At 36.5% G+C, this 19,955-nt stretch carries 19 protein-coding genes; 14 read left to right on the forward strand and 5 right to left on the reverse strand.

Annotated features, from left to right (window positions below; genetic code table 11):
• Positions 1-39 precede the first annotated feature (39 nt).
• From QWY78_RS14480 to tsaB, 5 genes are read left to right on the forward strand one after another with little or no spacing between them, the layout of a single operon-like run.
• Complete coding sequence (locus QWY78_RS14480; protein ID WP_290221173.1) at positions 40-720, forward strand: LysE family translocator; 681 nt, start codon at positions 40-42, stop codon at positions 718-720.
• Positions 720-1,649 (forward strand): S66 peptidase family protein, encoded by a 930-nt coding sequence (locus QWY78_RS14485; RefSeq protein WP_290221176.1) that lies wholly within the window; start codon positions 720-722, stop codon positions 1,647-1,649. Before QWY78_RS14480 ends, QWY78_RS14485 begins: the two co-directional genes overlap by 1 nt.
• 29 nt (positions 1,650-1,678) lie before the next feature.
• Positions 1,679-2,050: a YraN family protein gene (locus QWY78_RS14490; protein WP_290221178.1), complete on the forward strand. Its 372-nt coding sequence runs from the start codon at positions 1,679-1,681 to the stop codon at positions 2,048-2,050.
• Positions 2,051-2,070: 20 nt separating this feature from the next.
• Positions 2,071-2,820, forward strand: coding sequence for an SDR family NAD(P)-dependent oxidoreductase (locus QWY78_RS14495; protein ID WP_290221182.1), 750 nt, complete (start codon positions 2,071-2,073; stop codon positions 2,818-2,820).
• A 41-nt stretch (positions 2,821-2,861) separates the two neighbouring features.
• Positions 2,862-3,542 carry a tRNA (adenosine(37)-N6)-threonylcarbamoyltransferase complex dimerization subunit type 1 TsaB gene (tsaB, locus tag QWY78_RS14500; protein WP_290221183.1) on the forward strand — a complete coding sequence of 227 codons (681 nt, stop codon included), beginning with the start codon at positions 2,862-2,864 and terminating at the stop codon, positions 3,540-3,542.
• A gap of 14 nt (positions 3,543-3,556) precedes the next feature.
• Here the strand turns inward: tsaB and porW are convergent, their stop codons facing one another.
• From porW to QWY78_RS14520, 4 genes are all read right to left on the reverse strand, one after another.
• Positions 3,557-6,115 (reverse strand): type IX secretion system periplasmic lipoprotein PorW/SprE, encoded by a 2,559-nt coding sequence (porW, locus tag QWY78_RS14505; protein ID WP_290221186.1) that lies wholly within the window; start codon positions 6,113-6,115, stop codon positions 3,557-3,559.
• Between the two features lie 78 nt (positions 6,116-6,193).
• On the reverse strand, positions 6,194-6,763 hold the full coding sequence (locus QWY78_RS14510; protein ID WP_290221190.1) for a Maf family protein: 570 nt from the start codon (positions 6,761-6,763) through the stop codon (positions 6,194-6,196).
• Between the two features lie 21 nt (positions 6,764-6,784).
• Complete coding sequence (locus QWY78_RS14515; RefSeq protein WP_290221192.1) at positions 6,785-7,303, reverse strand: KdsC family phosphatase; 519 nt, start codon at positions 7,301-7,303, stop codon at positions 6,785-6,787.
• Positions 7,293-8,045: a Rossmann-like and DUF2520 domain-containing protein gene (locus QWY78_RS14520; protein WP_290221195.1), complete on the reverse strand. Its 753-nt coding sequence runs from the start codon at positions 8,043-8,045 to the stop codon at positions 7,293-7,295. The genes QWY78_RS14515 and QWY78_RS14520 overlap by 11 nt, the downstream gene beginning before the upstream one ends.
• 103 nt (positions 8,046-8,148) lie before the next feature.
• Between QWY78_RS14520 and QWY78_RS14525 the strand changes: the two genes are divergently transcribed.
• From QWY78_RS14525 to QWY78_RS14550, 6 genes are all read left to right on the forward strand, one after another.
• Positions 8,149-8,700: an RNA polymerase sigma factor gene (locus QWY78_RS14525; protein WP_290221198.1), complete on the forward strand. Its 552-nt coding sequence runs from the start codon at positions 8,149-8,151 to the stop codon at positions 8,698-8,700.
• Positions 8,701-8,712: 12 nt separating this feature from the next.
• On the forward strand, positions 8,713-9,255 hold the full coding sequence (locus tag QWY78_RS14530; protein ID WP_290221200.1) for a hypothetical protein: 543 nt from the start codon (positions 8,713-8,715) through the stop codon (positions 9,253-9,255).
• A gap of 10 nt (positions 9,256-9,265) precedes the next feature.
• A complete protein-coding gene (locus QWY78_RS14535; protein ID WP_290221203.1) occupies positions 9,266-9,781 on the forward strand; it encodes a hypothetical protein in 516 nt (171 codons plus the stop codon).
• 99 nt (positions 9,782-9,880) lie between these two features.
• Positions 9,881-10,885: a hypothetical protein gene (locus QWY78_RS14540; RefSeq protein ID WP_290221206.1), complete on the forward strand. Its 1,005-nt coding sequence runs from the start codon at positions 9,881-9,883 to the stop codon at positions 10,883-10,885.
• 72 nt (positions 10,886-10,957) lie between these two features.
• Positions 10,958-12,754 carry a translation elongation factor 4 gene (gene lepA, locus QWY78_RS14545; protein WP_290221209.1) on the forward strand — a complete coding sequence of 599 codons (1,797 nt, stop codon included), beginning with the start codon at positions 10,958-10,960 and terminating at the stop codon, positions 12,752-12,754.
• 188 nt (positions 12,755-12,942) lie between these two features.
• Positions 12,943-14,637 carry a M14 family metallopeptidase gene (locus QWY78_RS14550; protein ID WP_290221211.1) on the forward strand — a complete coding sequence of 565 codons (1,695 nt, stop codon included), beginning with the start codon at positions 12,943-12,945 and terminating at the stop codon, positions 14,635-14,637.
• A 164-nt stretch (positions 14,638-14,801) separates the two neighbouring features.
• On the opposite strand, the gene QWY78_RS14555 is transcribed toward QWY78_RS14550, so the two are convergent.
• Positions 14,802-15,683, reverse strand: coding sequence for a cupin-like domain-containing protein (locus QWY78_RS14555; RefSeq protein ID WP_290221214.1), 882 nt, complete (start codon positions 15,681-15,683; stop codon positions 14,802-14,804).
• Between the two features lie 165 nt (positions 15,684-15,848).
• Here QWY78_RS14555 and QWY78_RS14560 point away from each other — a divergent pair, with 165 nt between their 5' ends.
• The 3 genes from QWY78_RS14560 (at position 15,849) to QWY78_RS14570 (ending at position 19,926) form a co-directional block, all read left to right on the forward strand.
• Positions 15,849-18,575 carry a carboxypeptidase regulatory-like domain-containing protein gene (locus tag QWY78_RS14560; protein WP_290221217.1) on the forward strand — a complete coding sequence of 909 codons (2,727 nt, stop codon included), beginning with the start codon at positions 15,849-15,851 and terminating at the stop codon, positions 18,573-18,575.
• Between the two features lie 63 nt (positions 18,576-18,638).
• Entirely contained in the window at positions 18,639-19,529 is an 891-nt protein-coding gene (locus QWY78_RS14565) for a GLPGLI family protein (protein ID WP_290221222.1), read from the forward strand.
• A gap of 142 nt (positions 19,530-19,671) precedes the next feature.
• The gene (locus tag QWY78_RS14570; protein ID WP_290221225.1) at positions 19,672-19,926 is read left to right on the forward strand and encodes a FeoA family protein; all 255 of its coding nucleotides are present in this window, start codon (positions 19,672-19,674) and stop codon (positions 19,924-19,926) included.
• Positions 19,927-19,955 lie beyond the last annotated feature (29 nt).

The raw sequence follows: 19,955 nt of genomic DNA on the forward strand, positions 1-19,955 counted from the left end.
AATTTTATTAAAAATTATTTCACTTCCAAATAATTATTAATGCTAGAACTTATACTGTCAGCCGTTGGATTAGGAATTATGCTGAGTATTGTATTCATTGGGCCGATTTTTTTTCTACTCATTGAAACAAGCTTTTCGCGTGGTCCTAAACACGCATTTATGCTCGATTTAGGGGTTGTGGTGGCAGATATCATCTGTATTGCTGCCGCCTATTTTGCCAGTGGTGACTTGGTAGAAATCATAGACAAACACCCGGGATTTTATAGGATTACTGCCTTTATTGTTTTTATCTACGCTATTTATATGATTGTATCAAAAACAAAAATGCATCTCCCCGGTGAGGATAAACTCATTAGCCAAAATTATTTCAAAACTTTTTTAAATGGTTTTTTCTTTAACATTTTAAATATTGGCGTGGTTTTATTTTGGTTGGTCACCGTAATTTCAGTCAGAAAATCTTATCCTTTAACTAAAGATTTTCTACTGTATATGGCGCTTGTGGTCGGTACTTATCTTGTAATTGATTTCTTTAAAATCTATTTGGCTAAAGTTTTCCATACGAAACTGACTCAAAATGTAGCCAACCAAATCAGAAAAGGAGTGGGTTATATTTTAGTGGCTTTTAGTATATTTATATTCTTGCAAAGTTTCAAAAAATTTAACCAATTCGATAAAAAATTAGAAGCGGCAGAAAAAATAGAACGAAAAACAATTCATTAATGAAAGACCTTATATTCCCAAAATCCTTGAAAAAAGGAGATCAAATAGCCATCATATCACCGGCGGGAGCTGTAGAAGAGCAGCAATTGGAAAAGGGTCTAGAGATGATCAGGCGAAAAGGTTTTGAACCTATTTTAGGTAAGCATTTGTTCTCTAAATTCTCGAACGGATACCCATACGCTGGAACCGAAAAAGAAAGAATTTCAGACCTTAACTGGGCCTTTAACAATGATGATATTTCAGCGGTTTGGGCTTCGCGTGGTGGCTATGGTTGTCAGCATTTATTAAAGCATATCCAACTTTCTAAGTTTAAGAAAAACCCCAAATGGTATATTGGATATTCTGACAATACAGTGATTCAGAGTTTTTTGCTCAGAAATAATTTTGCCTCAATTCACGGACAAACCATTAAGACCTCAAGTTTTGGAGTTACCGGTGAAAGTTATAATTTGATTTTTGATATTCTTAATGGAAAGAAACCGAGTTATACTTTAGAAGCCAATCCATTAAATAAGAAAGGAGCGGTTGAAGGTCAACTAATCGGTGGAAATCTAGCATTAATTTATGCTCTTTTGGGAACAACTTATTCTTTTAATTTTAAAGATAAAATTCTTTTTATAGAAGATATTGGCGAGAACTATTATGCCTTAGATCGCATGCTTATGAGTTTGGAATTGGCTGGCGTTTTCAGAAAGATCAAAGGTTTAATTATTGGTGGAATGACCTATATGGGTGATGAAAAAGACAATAAAAATTATGAAGAAAGTTTTGATGAATTTTCATACCAACTCCTTGCTGACCGGTTGAAAAAGTATGACTTCCCCACTCTATTTGGATTCCCGAACGGACATATTTTCGATAATAAACCCTTAATCATCGGTGCAAATATAACCCTGAAAATCGCAGATCAAGTACAGGTTAAATTTTAATTATTACGCTTTGCTAGCGCTTACAAAAGATGGCAGAACACAACGAATTTGGAAATCTTGCAGAAAAACTGGCGGTCGCTTTTTTAGAAGAAAAAGGCTATAAAATTATCGTTAAAAATTTCAGATATCAAAAAGCAGAAATCGATATCATTGCGGAGTTTAAGAATCTAATCATTATAGTCGAAGTTAAAGCCCGAGGAAGTGATATTTTTATGGAACCTCAGGAAGCCGTGACCAAAAAGAAAATAAAGTCAGTGGTGATGGTTGCTGATTTTTTTATGAAAGATAGAAATCTGGATCAAGAGGTGCGGTTTGATATCATTTCCGTATTGCCAGATCACAAAGGGAAATTGCAAATCACACATCTTGAGGATGCTTTTCAAAGCTTCGATGCCAATTAACAATCAATAAAGTTTCATTAATGAAAACAGCACTCATCACAGGAGCCACTTCCGGAATCGGAAAAGCAACCGCAGAACTTCTCGCAAAACAAGGGTTTAGATTAATAATCTGTGGTCGACGCACGGAAGTCTTACAGCAGCTAAAAACCGAACTTTCTAGTCATACCGAAGTGTTTAGTTTAAGCTTTGACCAAAGGTATTTCAGTGAAGTTGAAACAGCCTTTAATGCACTTCCAAAAGATTGGAAGAATATTGATATTCTCATTAATAATGCTGGTAATGCACATGGCTTGGATTCATTGTTAGATGGAAATATTGGTGACTGGGATGCAATGATGGATGGCAACGTGAAAGGAATTTTGTACGTCTCGAAAATGATTATTCCTGGTATGAAAGAAAGAAATGCGGGTCATATTATAAATATTTCTTCGGTTGCGGCCAAGCAAACCTATGCCAATGGGGTGGTGTACTGCGCTTCGAAAAAAGCCGTGGATGTTATTTCGGAGGGAATGCGTTTGGAACTTACCGAATTTGGAATAAAAGTAACCAATATTCAACCTGGCGCCGTAGAAACCGACTTCTCTACAGTGAGATTTAAAGGGGATGAGAAACGGGCAAAAACCGTTTACCAGGGTTATGAAGCCTTACAATCAATCGATATCGCAAATGCAATTTCTTACTGTATCAATACGCCGAAACATGTCGCGATTTCCGATCTCACCATTTATCCAAGTGCGCAAAGTGAACCGAGAACCATTCATCGAAGATAATTGTATTTATTGTTAAATTGCGGTCTTATTAAATTCAAAAAATGAAAATCCTCCACCTAGAAACGTCCTCCAAAAATTGTTCAGTCGCTATTTCTGAGGGCGAAGAATTGCTTTGTCTTTGCGAAGAAGTTTCCGAAAATTATAAGCAATCCGAATCGCTCCACACTTTTGTAGAATGGGCATTAGAAGGCACAGAAATCACTTTAAATGAATTAGATGCAATTTCCCTCGGCAAAGGACCAGGTTCTTACACAGGACTTCGAATTGGCGCTTCTTCTGCAAAAGGTTTTTGTTTTGGATTAAATATTCCGTTAATCGCCATCAATTCTTTGGAGACGATGATAGAGCCTTTTTTAAAGAATGATTACGACTTGATCATTCCATTGATAGACGCACGAAGAATGGAGGTCTATACAGCCGTATTTGACGGAAATTCCGGCGATATGTTAACCCAAACCGAAGCGAAAGTTTTAGAAGAGCACTCCTTTCAGGAATATCACGATAAAAAAATTCTTTTCGTAGGTGATGGTGTCACCAAAGCCAAAGAAATACTACAGCTGTCCACTGCTGATTTTGACGATAAAGTGTATCCCACTGCGAAATATTTAATAAAAAAAGCGGTCGAAAGATACAACCAAAAAGAATTTGAAGATGTGGCCTATTTTGAACCTTTTTATCTGAAAGATTTCCAAGGCGTTAAAAAGAAAAAAAGCGAAGAATAATCTTCACTTTTTGTTTACCTTATTTTTATTTCGTCTGTGGTAGAAGCTTTCGTAGACTGGTCATTATTGGGAGCAGGTGCAGTTGGCACATTATTTTTGACGGTAGAACCAGGTGGTCTTCCGGGACCGCTATTTTCCATTTCAGGCGTTTCTTTTTGGTTTTCTATTGGATTTATGGGTGAATTAGCATTCATTTTATTTCCCTCGGCATCTAAGCTTTCGATTTCTAAATCGCTTTTTAGATACTTCAGCATGTCTCTCGCCTTTTCACCTTCGGGTGTTTTTGCATAGTTTAAGGCAATCTGTTCCAGCTGTAAAATCATAATTTCTTTCCCTGCAGTTTTGCCACTATTGAAGGCATTGAGTAACGAAAATTTGGGAACCAAAGCGTCTTTCGGATGTTTCTCTAAAACACTATCAATCAGCGTTTTGCTTTCTTCATATTTTTCTTTATCATACAGATCAAACGCTTGTGCGTATAATTTTTCTACTTCTTCGGAAGATGCGGAGAATGAGTTATTTTTAGGATTTCTAACAAATTCAGCATAGGACGAATAAGGATATTCGGCCAAAATTATTTGTTTTGCTTTTTCGCCAGCAGTCGGACTTTTCTCGTAATTAAAGGCGAAAATCTGATACAATGCTTGCAATTTAATTTCTTCTTCCGGCTGATTATCTACTAAATTGTAAAGCGTTTTGGTGGCCAACGGCGTATCATAAAAGTAATTTTCATACATGCTACCCAGACCCAAACTCGCAGTATCTCTGGCTTTTTTCAAGGCTAAAATATCCTCGGTATTGGTTGGGATTTTTTCGATGTAGAAACTCGGTTCTAATCGTCGAGGATCAGGCGCGGAGGTAATTCCCATCGCTTCATTCTTCAATTCTTCGATGGAGGAACTTCTCGCGGAGGTTCGCCAATTATCATTCAGCGATCGGTTCCCCCAAATTTGTTTAAAACTAGATTCTCCTTTTGCAACCGTTCCCAAATTAGCGAAATAAAAACCACCTTTGTTCGTGCTAAATTCTTGAAATCCTCCTGAGTTACCTGTCATGGCAGAGTTGGCAGAATATTCACCGGTATCAAAACCTTTGCTTCTTTCTGCTCGCAACCGCTCGATTTCTTCTTTGGCTTCCTTGGCTTTAATCGCTTCAATGAAGGTGTTAAAATAAGCAATTCGCTCTGCTTCAGGCATTTTTGTTAAGGCTAGAATACTGTCGTTCTTTTTGATTAAATAGTAATTTGTAGATACTTTTTTAATATTTGATGATTGTTCCTGTAATAAAATTTTGGCTGGCTCATAGGTCATTACCGCCAGTGAAGAATCGTAAAATGCTCCAGCAGAAAGATAATCACTTTCTTCAAAAAAGGCTTTTCCGATTTCGTAATAGGTTAAACCACGAATTTGTGGATCAGAAGCTTTTTCTTTCAGGGCAGCGGCAAAATAAGTTTTGGCTTCGTCTTTTTTCCCCGCTTTCTTTGCCATTAAACCGAGGGCATAAAAGAATTCATTTTTTCGTGAAACATACGTTCCTTTTTTACTTATTTTTTCTAAATATTCTTTTGCACCTTGGTAATCATCATCTTTCCCATTGAAGGTTTTGGCAATTTCAATTTGAGATTTTACTTCGAATTCAAAATCGTTTGCATTTTTATAAGCAGTTACAAAACTTTCTCTAGCTTCTTCATTGCGGTCTAGATCTGTTAAAATCTGTCCACGCAGGAATGCAATTCTACTTCTTAACTTTCTATTTTTATTGATGGAATACGCATCATCAAGCTCGTTGACCGCATCTTGTTTTTTTCCGGCTTGCAATAGCATTTCGGAATAGTAAATTTCTAAAAGCTTGCGGTATTCTTTTTTGATTTTGCTTTTTTTCAGGTCGGCAAAAACTTCCTCTGCACGAGTATAATCTTGCATTTTAGAATAGGCTTGCGCTTGATAAATTCGAGCTAATGGAATTCTTTTATCATTTCGCATATTCGCAAATACAAAGTTTAAACCGTCTAATGCTTCGAGTGGTTTATTGCGATATAATCGTGATTGTGCCAACAAAATATAAGCATCAAACATTTTTTTATTTTTCTCCTCACCGCCTTTCATTACCGAATATTTGGAGATTGCTTTGAGCGCTTTAGCTTCAGAAATTTCTAAGATAGAAGCCCCTCTTGTCTGTCCAGAATTTGCATTTCTGTTCGGTCCATAAGTCGAGTTTGTAGAACCTGGAGGTGATGGTGGCCCAAAAGCATTTCGATTGGTGCCAGCGGATGATTCAGAACTGAAACCGGCGTCTGTAGGATCATTTCCAAACATACTCCCTGAACCCGATGGAAAAGCAGTTCCGAGTGGCTGCTCGTCGTAGGTTAGGAGTTGAATATAAGGTGCATAGAAATTGTCTTTATGGGCTTTATCTCTATTTTTTAATTCGGTTTCTAGCGCATCTTTACTGTTAAAGAGCGTATTATAGTAAGAGAAAAATCCTTTCAAAAAGGCAGAATCATTCGTCTTTTTTCGAGTAGAACACGAATTAAAAACGCTGATTGCTAAAAGGAAGAGTATCGTTTTTTTCATTATTAGATAATAACTTTCAAATCAATATTTTATTATTAAAATACCTGTTTATTTTGGTAAAAATAATGATTTTTTGTTTTAAGATGCTTCTAGTTTGAAATCTTTTAAAAGAGAATAGACCAAATGCGTTGGTAATCCCATAATCGTGTAGAAACTTCCCTGAATATTTTTAATTTTTGCCATCCCCAACCATTCTTGAATGCCATAACTTCCGGCTTTATCAAAAGGTCGGTAGTTTTTTATATAAAAATCAATTTCTTCAGCATTAATATTTTCTAATTCAACATGGGCAAGATCAGTTTTAGTTATTGTTTTTGTTAAAGATTTTAGTGTAATTCCGGTATATACCTGATGCGTTTTTCCCGACAGTATCTGTAACATTTCTTTGGCGTGAACTTCATCCATGGGTTTTCCCAAAATTTCCTGATTTAAAGTAACAATGGTATCTGCGGTGATTAGTACTTCATTGTTTTGCAAGGTTCGGAACGAATTTGATTTTAATTCTGAAAGATAACCCGCAATCCGTGCAACCTCCATATCAGTGGGATATACTTCTTCGCAATCGACCGACACAACTTCAAACTCGAAACCTAGTTCTTTAAGTAATTCCCTTCTCCGCGGCGAATTAGAAGCGAGTAATATTTTCATAAAATATTTAAATTAAACTTATTAGGCGCTTTTGGTATCGTCTTCCAGCCATTTTCCCTGAACTTTCATCACCTGTTCGATAACATCCCGGACTGCTCCTTTTCCGCCTTGAATCGGCGAAATATAATCTGAAATTAATTTTATTTCGGCTACAGAATTTTCGGGACACGCAGAAATACCGGAGATTCTCATCATTGGAATATCTGGTAAATCATCACCCATGGTCAGGATTTCTTCATTCTGTAAATTATATTTTTTTTTGAAAGCTTCAAACTTTTCCAGTTTATCGCCAATTTTTGCATAATAATCTGTAATTCCTAGGTAGTTAATGCGGTTTCTGACCATGGGATCATCGCCTCCAGTTATTACACAAATAGGGTAGTTGTGTTTTCTGGCTTTCACCACGGCATAACCATCAAGCACATTCATTACGCGACACATGCTTCCATCGGGCATTAGATAAACGCTTCCATCAGTAAAAACACCGTCAACATCAAATACAAAAGCTTTTATATTTTTCAAATTCGATTTATAACTCATACATTTTCTTTATTGATTGATTCATCATTTTGTATATTTTCAACTGTTCTTCATCGGAAATTAATGCTTCGTGAAGTTTTAAAATCCGTTCATCATTTCTAACAGCCGGTCCTGTTTGAGCCAGTTTGGGTGCAAGTATTTCTATTTTATCCGTCGTTTCTTTAATGAGCGGTAAAAAATAATCAAAAGGAATTTGCTGTGAATCCGAAATTTCCTGGGCTCTTGCAAAAAGATGGTTTACAAAATTACACGCAAAAACCGCGGTGAGGTGAATGTATTTTCTTTTTTCATAGGTTGATTCCATCACCTTTTCGGAAATTTGCAACGCCAGATTTTTCAGCAATTCTAAATCCGATTTACTTTCTGCTTCTACGAAAAAAGGAATCTTTTTATAGTCTAAATTTTTCGATTTGGAGAAAGTTTGCAACGGATAAAAACTGGCTTTTCGATAATTACCATCTAAAATCTCTTTCGGTAAAGAGCCAGAAGTATGTGCCACTAGACAATTTTCATTTGTAATTAAATGAGAAACTTCAGCAATAGAACCATCGCTTACGCAGATAAAGTACAAATCTGCAGCGGCTAAAGTATCGGTTGAAAAAGGAATTCCTAAGTCCTTTGAAATAAATTGTAAATCAATTTTGTTTCGGCCAAAAAGCTGGGAAACTGCAATTTTATTTTCGCGAAATGCCTTTGCTAGGTGGTAAGCTACATTTCCTGACCCGATGATGATAATCTTCATAAATAGGAATAAGAACAAAGATACTTAATTTGCTTTGGACTAAAAATTGAAGCGTTATTTAACTTTTAGATATATTTACCATCCAAACAATGAAAGCATCTCAATGAACATCCAGGAAACCGAAATTATCGAGTTGATGTCTAGCGAAAAATCCCGTGAAAATGGAGTTCGCCTGATGATGGATGCTTATCAGAGTAGGTTGTATTGGCATATTCGGAGGTTTGTGGTCGATCACGATTTAGCGCAGGATATTTTGCAGGACACTTTTATTAAGGCCTATCAAAATTTCCACCAGTTCAAGCGAGAAAGTCAATTATACACTTGGCTCTATCGGATTGCCACCAATGAATCATTGCAACAGCTGAATAAATTAAAAAAAATGCAAAAGTCTGATGAGGAGTCTGCGAATCACCTGCAAAATTTAGTAGCAGACAATGTGCAACCTGAAGCAGAAGAAATTCAGCTGTTGCTGCAAAAGGCAATTAATGCGTTACCGGATAAGCAAAAATTAGTGTTCAACATGAGGTATTATGAAGACTTACCGTATGAAGAAATGTCGCAGATCTTAGAAATGTCGGTCGGAACATTGAAAACCAATTACCATTACGCCAAACAAAAAGTAGAGGATTATATTAAACAGAATTATACAGAATAAGAGACTTAAGATATGAAAGAGTTTGATATTGATAAATTAAAGCGCGAAAACATTTTCAAAACACCCAAGGGTTTTTTTGATGAGATGCAAAGCAAGGTATTACAAGAAATCACACCAATACCGCAGAGAAGAAGTATGAACTTGAACTGGGTATATGGTGCAGCTGCTGCCGTAGCACTAACAGTTGGGGTAAGCGTATTTATTAAGTCGGATCCGGCCGTAGAAACACCAGCAATTGCTAAAATTGTGTCGATGGACGAAGCACCTACAACCTATACATTATCAGAATTTAAGCCCCAAAAAGAGGAGTTGGTTGCGTTGGAGGTTTTAGAAAAAGATCTAACTGCTGTTGCAGCGATTTCGCAGAATAAAAACGCAAAAGAAAATTCAATTTCAGTAGAACCTGCCCGTAATATTGAAACGCAAAAAGAATCGAGAGTGAGCCCTAACCCAGAAGCGCAAGTGGATCAGATTTTAGCGAGTTTCACCTCGGCAGAATTATCAGCGGTAGGGAGAAATACAGAACAAGACATTTATCTGGATTTGTATAATTAAAAAAAACGCCATGAAAAAAAACGCAGTAGTCTTAACCCTTATGTTCGCAGTGCAGTTTGCTTTTGCACAGCAATTACAATTTGGATACGATTGGAAAAGCATGAAGCCTGAGCAGCGCAAAGAGGTGATTCAGAAAATGAATCCAGAAGAGAGAATGGCTCTTTTAAAAGAATTTCGCGAGAAAATGATTATCGCTGAACTTGAAGTTTCGCTAAATAATCAAGCAGAGTTCAAAAATTTATATTCGGAATATCAGGATAAGCAAAATGAAATCAAGTCGAAGTTTATGCCGAACGAAAATTATGAAAACATGAGTGATGAAGAAGCCGTTATGCAACTCAATCAAAGTTTTGAAGTGGGCCAACAACTGCTGGATAACAGAAAAGAATATGCGCAAAAATTCATGAAAGTCATTTCCCCACAACAGGTTTTGCAAATGTACCAAACCGAAGGAAAAATGCGCAACAAAATTTTAGATAAAAAACAGAACGGGCATCGAAACTCTAGTCCGCAGCGAAAGCGATAGTAGTTTATTTTTTTAATGTTGGAGCGACCTCTATAATTATATTGTAGAGGTCGTTCTTTTTTCAATCTAAATACATAAATTCGTATAAATCAATTTTCAATGAAGAAGTTATTACTGCTGATTTTAATACCATTTTTATTTTTTGCTCAGAAAAAAGAAACGATTAAACTAAATTATCCAGTTAAAGATTATACTGGAACAACAAAGAGTTTAGAGGTTATAGACGCACGAAAAGATAAAAAACTCAAAGACATTGTTTTCAGAGGGAAATATTATGCTTTCAATTTTCCAACCGATGATTTGAGCGACGATCTAGAAAACTGGTTTGAAAAGACCAATAAAAATAGAGATAAAGGAATTAATGAAATCGTATTATTGATAGAAGATTTAAACATTTCTAACGAAGTTCGTAACAAAGAAATCTTCTGTATTTTAGAGATGAAATTCAGTACTTTTCTTAAGAAGGGCGACTCCTATTATTTCTTAAAAAGATACGACAATGTCATTAGTTTAAGCACGAAAGAAGTCGGCGGCATTCCAGATATTTTTGTCGAAAATACGCAAAAAGTTCTTCAAACGCTGATGTTTGAGACGTATCGGGCAACTCCTTTAGAGATTGCAATTCCAAGGAATGATTTGCTGGGGTACAATGAAATTTTAAAATCAAATTATCCTGTTTTTATAGAAAACAGTTTGAAAGATGGCGTATATCTGGATTATAAAAGTTTCTTTGAACAGAAAGCTATTGAAAATTATCAGCTGATTAAAAACGGTGACGAAGTTGTGCGAGCAGTCAACACAAATGATGATCGCATTCCCGCCAGAAAAATCTACATCTATGTAGAAAATGGCAAAGCCTATAAAAACACCCAAGCAGGATTTTTAGAATTGCAAAAAGATCAACGCGGATATTTTATCAGGGCTAATAAATATATTTTATTTCCCGAGGAAATAAATGTCTCTTCTGGATTCTATCTTTTCGGGGCGATTGGTGGAGCTACAGTTGCAGTAATTCAACTTTCAAAATATAACAAAGCATTGAAGGAAGAAAGATATAACATCTACATTGATTATTTAAACGGCGAATATAGCTTTGAAAAGTAAATTTTGAGTTTACAGAAAAAACCATTATTTTCTCTTCACTTTCATTATCTTTGCAGATTACGATAATTATAGATGAAGAACATACGGAATTTTTGCATCATTGCACATATTGACCACGGTAAATCCACTTTGGCAGACCGACTTTTGGAATACACCAATACAGTGACCCAAAGAGAACTCCAATCCCAAACCCTCGATGATATGGATATCGAGAAAGAGCGTGGAATTACCATTAAATCACACGCCATTCAAATGGATTATGAATTAAATGGAGAAAAATACATTCTTAATTTAATTGATACACCTGGACACGTAGATTTCTCTTACGAAGTATCCCGTTCCATCGCAGCTTGTGAAGGTGCGCTTCTCATTGTTGATGCCGCGCAAAGCATTCAGGCTCAAACGATAAGCAATTTATATCTTGCTTTAGAAAACGACTTAACCATCATTCCTATTTTAAATAAAATCGATTTACCTTCTGCAAATCCAGAAGAAGTAACCGATGAAATCATGAACTTAATCGGTTGTGACTATGAAGACGTTTTACGCGTTTCCGGAAAAACAGGCGAAGGAGTCCTGGATTTATTAGAACAAATCGTGAACAGAATTCCAGCACCGGTTGGTAACGAAGATGGGCCGCTTCAAGCCTTGATTTTTGACTCAGTCTATAACCCTTTTCGTGGGATTGAAGCCTATTTCAAAGTGGTCAACGGAAGCATCAAAAAAGGGCAACGAATTAAATTCATGGCGACCAACAAAATGTATGAAGCCGATGAGGTTGGAACTTTAAAACTAAAACAATCCCCAAAAGCTGAAATAAAAACCGGCGATGTAGGTTATATTATTTCTGGGATCAAAGATGCCCGCGAAGTGAAAGTAGGAGACACCATCACCACTTTTGAAAAAGGAGCAACAGAACCTATCGACGGTTTTGAAGAAGTGAAGCCCATGGTATTTGCCGGTATTTATCCCATTGAATCCGAGGATTTCGAAGAATTGCGTTTCTCTTTAGAAAAACTTCGTTTGAATGATGCCTCGTTGGTTTTCGAACCCGAAAGCTCTGCAGCACTTGGTTTCGGTTTCCGTTGCGGCTTCCTGGGAATGCTTCACATGGAAATCGTACAGGAAAGATTAGACCGGGAATTTAACATGGATGTGATTACAACCGTCCCCAACGTTTCCTACCACGGGTACACCAAAAAAGATCCGGATACCGTAATCTTGATCAATAACCCGTCGGAAATGACCGATCCTATGTTGATGGATCGCGTGGAAGAACCTTATATCAAAGCCTCAATTATTACCAAATCCGATTATGTAGGTCCGGTCATGACTTTGTGTATCGAGAAAAGAGGCGAGATTGTAGGGCAGAGTTATTTGACTTCAGATCGGGTAGAGCTCGTTTTCAATATGCCTTTGGCAGAAGTGGTGTTCGATTTTTATGACCGTTTGAAATCCGTTTCCAAAGGATATGCGTCGTTTGATTATCACCCGATCGGTTTCCGTGCTTCCAAATTGGTGAAGATGGATATTCTGATTAATGGCGATATGGTCGATGCACTTTCTTCTCTGATTCACGATTCCAACGCTTACTATATCGGAAAAAGAATGTGCGAGAAATTGCGCGAACTTATCCCGAGACAGCAGTTTGATATTGCGATACAGGCTGCACTTGGTGCAAAAGTAATCGCTCGTGAAAACGTGAAAGCTTTAAGAAAAGACGTTACCGCAAAATGTTACGGTGGAGATATTTCCCGTAAGCGTAAATTGTTGGAGAAGCAGAAAGAAGGTAAGAAGAAAATGAAACAAATCGGTAGAGTAGAAGTTCCACAATCCGCATTTATGGCGGTGTTGAAACTGAACGATTAAGATTATTTGGGCGCCTTAGTCCGCCTTCCACTCCCGCTTTTTTATCCGCCGCGGCGGATAAAAAGAGCTCCGTTCAAGTCGGGGCGCAAATTTTCTGCTCCATCCAAAATTATTTAAAACTACAAAATTCCCGAATTCTTTCAGGAATTTTTTATTTAAATTCGTATCACATTTTAAATTCGTCTCCGATGAAATCTCTTTCTTTCCTATTTATTCTTTCAGCGAATCTTCTTTTCTCCCAATCCAACCAAACTCCTTACGAAAAAGGCAACGGAAACCAAACCACCACTTATACAGAAATGGGGGATTTTTATAATGGTTTGGCGAAAAATTTCAAAACAATTTCCATAGAATCGTTCGGAACTGATGATAACGGAGAACCGATAAAAGTTGTAATTTTTAATAATTCGAAAAATAAAGAAAATCCCACAATCCTCATCAACAACGGTATTCATCCCGGCGAACCCGACGGAATTGATGCAACCATGATGTTGATTCGTGATTTAGCCATCGGAAAAATTCAGGTGAAAAATTTGAAAATTGTGGCGATACAATCTTACAATATTTCGGGCATGATGCGACGTGGAAAATTGAGCAGAGCCAACCAAAACGGCCCGGAAGAATATGGATTCCGTGGGAATGCCAGAAATTACGATTTGAACCGAGATTTCATTAAAAACGATACCGAAAATGCCAAAGCATTTCAACAGATATTTCAACATTTTCAACCGATTTATTTTATTGATAATCATGTAAGTAACGGTGCAGATTATCAATATTTATTCACTTATATTTCTACAAACAAGGAACGATTGGGAAAAACTTTAGGAAATTATTTTAATGAAAAAATGCAGCCCGAAATTCTGCAAAACATGGATAAAAAAGGAATTCTTGCCACGCCTTATGTGAATATTCACGGCGATTCTCCCGATGAAGGTTTCCCTACTTTTATGGATTCTCCTCGTTACGCAACGGGTTATACCGCGCTTTTTAACACGATGGGAACAGTTGCAGAAACGCACATGTTGAAACCGTACAAAGATCGAGTTCGTGCAACTTATGAGTACATGTTGAGTTCCATTAATTACACCGAAAAAAATGCGAAAGAAATTCAGCAAAATAGGATGGAAAGTTTTGCAGATTATCAACCAAAGATGAAATATCCCATTCAATGGAAAGTTGATAGTATGAAGTTTAAAATGATTGATTTCAAAGGATTTGAAGCCGGAAAAAAAACCAGTGAAGTTTCGGGCAAACCGAGATTGTTCTACGATAGAACGAAACCTTTTACCCGAAAAGTGAAATTCTTCAACGAATATATTGCGACAAAAGAAATTGTAATTCCATCGTATTATGTCATTCCAAAATCTGAAAATAAAGTTGTGGAATATTTGAAACGAAATAATATTAAGATGAAAGAAATTCAACAAGATTCCACAATTTTTGTGCAAGAATACCGCGTTTCAGATTTCAAAACGGTGAAAAACCCTTATGAAGGACATTATCTTCATTACGATACAAAATTGAAATCAGATTCCAAAAATTTAAAATTTAGAAAAGGAGATTTCCTTGTTTCCACGAAACAATTCGGGGTAAAATATTTGCTCGAAACCTTAGAACCAGAAGCAACTGATTCTTTCTTCAACTGGAATTTCTTCGATGCGATTTTGGGACAAAAAGAATATTTTTCTGATTACGTTTTCGAAGATACAGCCGCAGATTTATTGAAAAAAAGTCAAGTGCTAAGGACGGCTTTTGAATTTGAGAAGATTGCAAATCCCGAATTTGCAAAAAACGAAAACGCCCAATTGGAGTGGATTTACCAACATTCGGATTATTATGAAGGCAGTGTTGGGTTGTATCCGATTTATCGAATTTTGTAAATTGTCGCACAGATTTCACGGTTTCTCACAGATTTCCAGTTATCGGAAGAACTTTTACTTTGCACATTTTTTCTCTAGCAGATTGTGTAGATCTAAGAGCAATGATAAAAACACAAAAATTAGTGAAATTAGGGAAAAACTCAAGCCATTTGTGTTTAAAAACACTATTTAGGTAATCCTTTTGCTAAAGCTTTATTGGCTCTTTCTACGGCTTTTCGTTCTTTCCAGTCCATATATTTCCCTTTGAATTTTCCTTTCATGAAGTTATCAAAATTGCGCTGCACGGTAAGGTTCCACAAGGAATGGGCTTTTACCGCCCAGGATTCGTCCCACGCCCGCTGAGAAATCGAAAAACTGCCATCCAGATATTTCATATAATGCCACCAACCGGTCGGCATAAATAAAGTGTCGCCGTGTTCCAAGTAACATTCGATCCCTTCAACCCCTTTCAAGGCGGGAAATTTTTCAAAATCAGGATTTGAAATATCATAATCTTCCAGGGCGTAAGTTGCATAGGGAATTTTGTAAAGCCGCTCTTTCCATTTATAATCAAATAGTAGAATATGCTTGCCACCATTGAAATGGGTATGAAAGATATGGGGCATATCAATATCAAAATGAAGAAAAGTTTCGGAACCTTTGCCGCCAAAAAACATCGCTGGATATTTGTCGAGAAAACCACCCATTAAATCTTTTGGAGCAATATAATCCTCTAAAAGTTTTGGCGCAGATTTTATAGGATCAAAAAGGAAAATTCGTAAATCCGTGGGTTTTTCCTTAATTAAATCGATATAATCGGTAAATTTCATTTTTGCCGCCGATGAATTAATTGGTGCCGCTGGATCTGCTTTTGATGAATCGTAGAGCGGGACTTCTACCTCGCCCACGATTTCTTTCATATAATCCATCGTCCATTTTTGGTAAGCAGGCCAGTTTTTCGCCATGTTTTTTATGACAACCGGTTTTCTCGGCAGCAGGTACTTTTCTCGAAATTCTTCTTTGGTAATCGAGTCTACGATGTCTATTGGCTGTAAATGAAGTCCCATATGGCGCAAATATTAGAGGAGCTAAATTAGTAAAAAAATGAATCCGACTTCTATTTTTGATAAGATCTAAATGATTTTCTGCTTTTAACTTTCGTTCAAACTTGCGATCCCATAATCTGTTTGTAACAAATATCACCTTTACCGTACTAATTAATAAACTTTTTCATGAGAAAAATATCTACGCTATTTGCTTTATTCTTTGCTGTTTTATCTTGGGCACAGTCTTCTATTACCGGAAAAATTTTAGATGAAGACGGAAAGCCGATTCCAAGCGCTAGTGTTACCGTAGAAGAGCCTGGGAAAGATGCAATTATCGCTTTTTCAATTACCAATGCGAATGGAGAATACAAAGTAACATTTACCACTCCAGAGCAAAATGTAGATTTGAAAATTAAAGCGTTTAATCAAAAACCTACGCAAAAGGCGGTCAAGAATGAAAATCAAACGCAAAATTTCACTTTGCAACCAGACGCTACGGAAATTAAGGAAGTGAAACTAAAAGCAAAAATGATCACCAAAAGAGGAGACACTATTTCTTATGATATTAAAGCTTTTGAAAGTAAATCCGACCGTACACTTTCAGATGTGCTGAAGAAAATTCCGGGGATTGATGTGAATAAAGATGGCTCGGTGCTTTATCAAGGTGAGCCGATTAATAAATTCTACGTCAACGGAAAAGATTTAATGGAAGGCGGTTACGGAACCATTAATAATTCTTTGCCAACTGGGGCTGTCCAAAAAGTGGAAGTAATGGAAAATCACCAACCAGTAAAAATTCTTCAAGACAAAGTTCCCTCTGAAAATGCTGGATTGAACGTAATTCTTAAAAAATCGGTTACCATGACCGGTCGCGGCGAAGTAGGTGTGGGCATGAATCCCTTTTTATATAACCTGAAATTAACACCTATGTTTTTCGGACAGAAAAATCAGTGGGTGGTGAATTACAAAACCAATAATAATGGTGAAAGTGTTGAAAGGGAAGGAAATTTGCTGGCCTTCGGAAACCGATGGGAAGGAAGAAGAGGCCAGTCTGCCGGAAATTATTGGCTCAGTGTTGATAAAGCAAGCGTTCCAAATCTTCCAGAAAAAAGATATTTGATGAACAATGTGCATTTTTTCTCTGCTAATGTTTTAACAAACCCATTTAAAAGTAAAGAATGGGAACTGAAAGCCAGTGCGAGTTATACCAATAATGCGATCGAAAGAAATTCTCAACGTGAAACGGTTTATGAACGAGATACTGATTTCTTTAAAACCGGAAAAATTACAACCTCTGATTCCAATGATTTTTACAGCAACGCGGCAAAAGGAGAAGTAATTATTACCAAAAATGCCAAAAAAGGATTCTTTAAAAACACCACCACTTGGAATGGTTTCTGGAATGAGGATCGTGGCAATACTTCTACAAGATATAATATGGCAGTTCCTGATCCGAACTTAAAGGATATTTTTATCGACGAAGCATTAGGCGCGCCTACTGGAATCATTAAAAACTCTTTGAGTACCATTATTCCGTGGAAAGAAAAGCTGGTGAATTTTATGAGTTACGTTTCTTATCAAAATGACCGTCAGAACTTGTCGGCAACCAATGAAAATTTCTTTGATCTCGACCAACAATTTGGATCTGATTCTACCAGTATTCATTATGGGCGATTAGATCAAAGAATCGCTTTAAAAACGTTAAATGCAAATCACTCTGCGTCAGTGGGTTTTTCTTATAAAAAATTAACCATTACGCCAGAAGTTGGTTTGAACCTTTCGTTTAATGATATGAATTCTCAATTGTATGGTGATCGAAATCTATTAGATGGCCGTTTTCAAAACCGAATGAAGTGGAATGAGATTAATCCTTACACGCAAGTTGGCTTAAATTACAAAGGAAATGCTCTAAACATAAGCATCAATTTACCTTTGAATATGTACGGGATCGATTATAAAGATTTGCTGCGCACCAAAGATTCTGAAATCAACAAGACGGTTTTTGAACCTACTTTTTACGGAAGTTATGATTTTGCGTCTTTCTGGAAAATTTCTGCTTATGGAGGGTTGAATTATGATTTCGGAAATTTTGGCTCCGTGTACGATGGTACAATTTTGATAAATCCTAAATCCTTAAATGCAAAAGACAGCAATCTTTTGCCGGAAAACAGAAACATCAATTCTAGCGCCAGGTTAGAATATAGAAATCCGCTGAATAATTTATTTTTTAACGCTCGTTATAGTTATAATGATGCGAAGCGAAACATCATTACGAAATCCCGTCCGTTTGCATCTGGTGCTTCAGCAGTGACTTTAGAATACATCGATAACAATTCTTTCTCTGAAAGTGAAAGTGCCGAAATTGGAAAGTATTTCCCGAAATTTAAAACCAACGCCTCGGTAAACTTCAGCAACAGAGACTCAAATTCTTTCAGTATTCTGGTGGATCAAAATAAGGTGGATAATTACATTGAAAGTAAGAATAATTCTCAAAGTTTAGCCCTAAAATTCAACAATACTTATTTTTCTTGGATGAGTTTGGATTACAATATCTCATTAAACTGGAATAAAAACAGCGATGACTATAGAAATAACGTCAATAAATATTCTGGGTGGAACCATAATCTAAACTTGTTCCTTTATCCAATTGAAAATCACACCATTGGTTTGGTTTGGGATGATGTTACAACTTCGCAAGCTGATACAAATCTTCGAAACTCCTTCTACGATCTCTCGTACCAATACACCTGGGCAAAAAAGAAAATCGATTTTGAAGTAAAATGGTTAAACATTGCCAACAAGAAATTGTACGAAACCATCAGCTATAACACGACCTATTTCTCAACAACCAGAAACAGTATTGAAATTAGACCAAGCCAGGTAATGTTTACCGTAAAATTTAATTTTAAATAGAAAAAAACCCTAAAGCTGTAACAAGATTGACGATTCTGTTACTAACTAAATAAAGAAATTAATATGAAAAAAATATTCGTACTCATTGCATTTACTGCATTTTTCGCGCTCAATGCGCAGGTAACCGCCAATCGGTTCTTTTATGAACTGACTTATAAACCAAAGAAAGATTCAGCAAAATTAGAAAAAGTGATGACTGTTTTGGATGTTGTAAAAGACAAATCAATTTACAGAGATTACACCCTCATCGCCCAGGATTCTATTCTTAAAATTCAGGTGGAAGCCATGCAGAAAGCGGGAACATTTAAGGATATTTCGAAAAGTATTACGATGCCCAAATTTTCCGAAAAAATATATAAGTTTTATCCCAGTATGAAATTACAATACGTAGAACGCGTAGCCAATGGATTTACACCGATGAATATTGGATATAACGAAGATTTAAAATTGGTCTGGAAAATTCAAGCTGGAAAAGAAAAGATAGGCGCCTACGATACCCAAAAAGCAACCACTGAATATGGTGGCAGAAAATGGACCGCTTGGTTCACTACCGCTATTCCTTTGCAAGATGGGCCTTATAAATTTCACGGTTTGCCAGGTTTAATTGTTAAAGTTACCGATGATGGGAATAACTATTCGTGGGAACTGAAAGGAAATAGAAAAATAGAAAATTTCAAAGAGACGACCTACATAGAATCAGTCTCTCCTGGTGGCGACGGAGGTAAAGTACTCGAAGTATCGCGTGAAAAATTTGAGCGAACCTTTAGTGATTTCAAAAAAGATCCGATGGCCACAGCAAGACCATATTTAACCGCTGAACTGATGGCGCAGAAACTCCCGGGAAGTGATCTAACCATTGGTCAAATGATGAAACAACAAGAAAAAATGTTGAATGATTTCTTTAATGCTAATGACAACCCGATCGAAATTCCCGCTGCAAAAGCGAAAAAATAACATTCCTCAACACTAATTTATATTTTGAAACCTTAAGACTATTTTTGTTTTGAGGTTTTTTTTATGATTGTGGTCATTTCTAGCACAATCCTTATTTAGATTTAATTTAAATAACCTATATTTGTGCTTCAAAATTTTAGTGTTGAAAGGAGATAAATCAAATAAATTATGCTGTTTTCCCAGAAATAAATCGGGAAAAATTTTGGGCTATGAAAATGACGACCTCAGAATGCCCAATAAAATTATTGAAATGGGTCTGCTCCCAGAAACCGTTTTCAAAATTCTTTATCAGGCGCCTTTCAGTGGACCCATGTATATAGAATTTGGTGACGAAAAAAGCAGAATTGCCCTTCGCGAAGAAGAAGCGCAATTTATCATCGTGGAATCTTTAACTTAAATATACTCGGCAAATCGATAAGATCGAGC

This window comes from Kaistella yonginensis, assembly GCF_030409525.1.
GTDB lineage: Bacteria > Bacteroidota > Bacteroidia > Flavobacteriales > Weeksellaceae > Kaistella > Kaistella yonginensis.

What these genes read in the sequence shown, in the direction of transcription:
- QWY78_RS14480 (WP_290221173.1), top strand. Translation starts at nt 40, where the DNA reads ATGCTAGAACTTATACTGTCAGCCGTTGGATTAGGAATTATGCTGAGT.
- QWY78_RS14485 (WP_290221176.1), top strand. Translation starts at nt 720, where the DNA reads ATGAAAGACCTTATATTCCCAAAATCCTTGAAAAAAGGAGATCAAATA.
- QWY78_RS14490 (WP_290221178.1), top strand. Translation starts at nt 1,679, where the DNA reads ATGGCAGAACACAACGAATTTGGAAATCTTGCAGAAAAACTGGCGGTC.
- QWY78_RS14495 (WP_290221182.1), top strand. Translation starts at nt 2,071, where the DNA reads ATGAAAACAGCACTCATCACAGGAGCCACTTCCGGAATCGGAAAAGCA.
- tsaB (WP_290221183.1), top strand. Translation starts at nt 2,862, where the DNA reads ATGAAAATCCTCCACCTAGAAACGTCCTCCAAAAATTGTTCAGTCGCT.
- porW (WP_290221186.1), bottom strand. Translation starts at nt 6,115, where the DNA reads ATGAAAAAAACGATACTCTTCCTTTTAGCAATCAGCGTTTTTAATTCG.
- QWY78_RS14510 (WP_290221190.1), bottom strand. Translation starts at nt 6,763, where the DNA reads ATGAAAATATTACTCGCTTCTAATTCGCCGCGGAGAAGGGAATTACTT.
- QWY78_RS14515 (WP_290221192.1), bottom strand. Translation starts at nt 7,303, where the DNA reads ATGAGTTATAAATCGAATTTGAAAAATATAAAAGCTTTTGTATTTGAT.
- QWY78_RS14520 (WP_290221195.1), bottom strand. Translation starts at nt 8,045, where the DNA reads ATGAAGATTATCATCATCGGGTCAGGAAATGTAGCTTACCACCTAGCA.
- QWY78_RS14525 (WP_290221198.1), top strand. Translation starts at nt 8,149, where the DNA reads ATGAACATCCAGGAAACCGAAATTATCGAGTTGATGTCTAGCGAAAAA.
- QWY78_RS14530 (WP_290221200.1), top strand. Translation starts at nt 8,713, where the DNA reads ATGAAAGAGTTTGATATTGATAAATTAAAGCGCGAAAACATTTTCAAA.
- QWY78_RS14535 (WP_290221203.1), top strand. Translation starts at nt 9,266, where the DNA reads ATGAAAAAAAACGCAGTAGTCTTAACCCTTATGTTCGCAGTGCAGTTT.
- QWY78_RS14540 (WP_290221206.1), top strand. Translation starts at nt 9,881, where the DNA reads ATGAAGAAGTTATTACTGCTGATTTTAATACCATTTTTATTTTTTGCT.
- lepA (WP_290221209.1), top strand. Translation starts at nt 10,958, where the DNA reads ATGAAGAACATACGGAATTTTTGCATCATTGCACATATTGACCACGGT.
- QWY78_RS14550 (WP_290221211.1), top strand. Translation starts at nt 12,943, where the DNA reads ATGAAATCTCTTTCTTTCCTATTTATTCTTTCAGCGAATCTTCTTTTC.
- QWY78_RS14555 (WP_290221214.1), bottom strand. Translation starts at nt 15,683, where the DNA reads ATGGGACTTCATTTACAGCCAATAGACATCGTAGACTCGATTACCAAA.
- QWY78_RS14560 (WP_290221217.1), top strand. Translation starts at nt 15,849, where the DNA reads ATGAGAAAAATATCTACGCTATTTGCTTTATTCTTTGCTGTTTTATCT.
- QWY78_RS14565 (WP_290221222.1), top strand. Translation starts at nt 18,639, where the DNA reads ATGAAAAAAATATTCGTACTCATTGCATTTACTGCATTTTTCGCGCTC.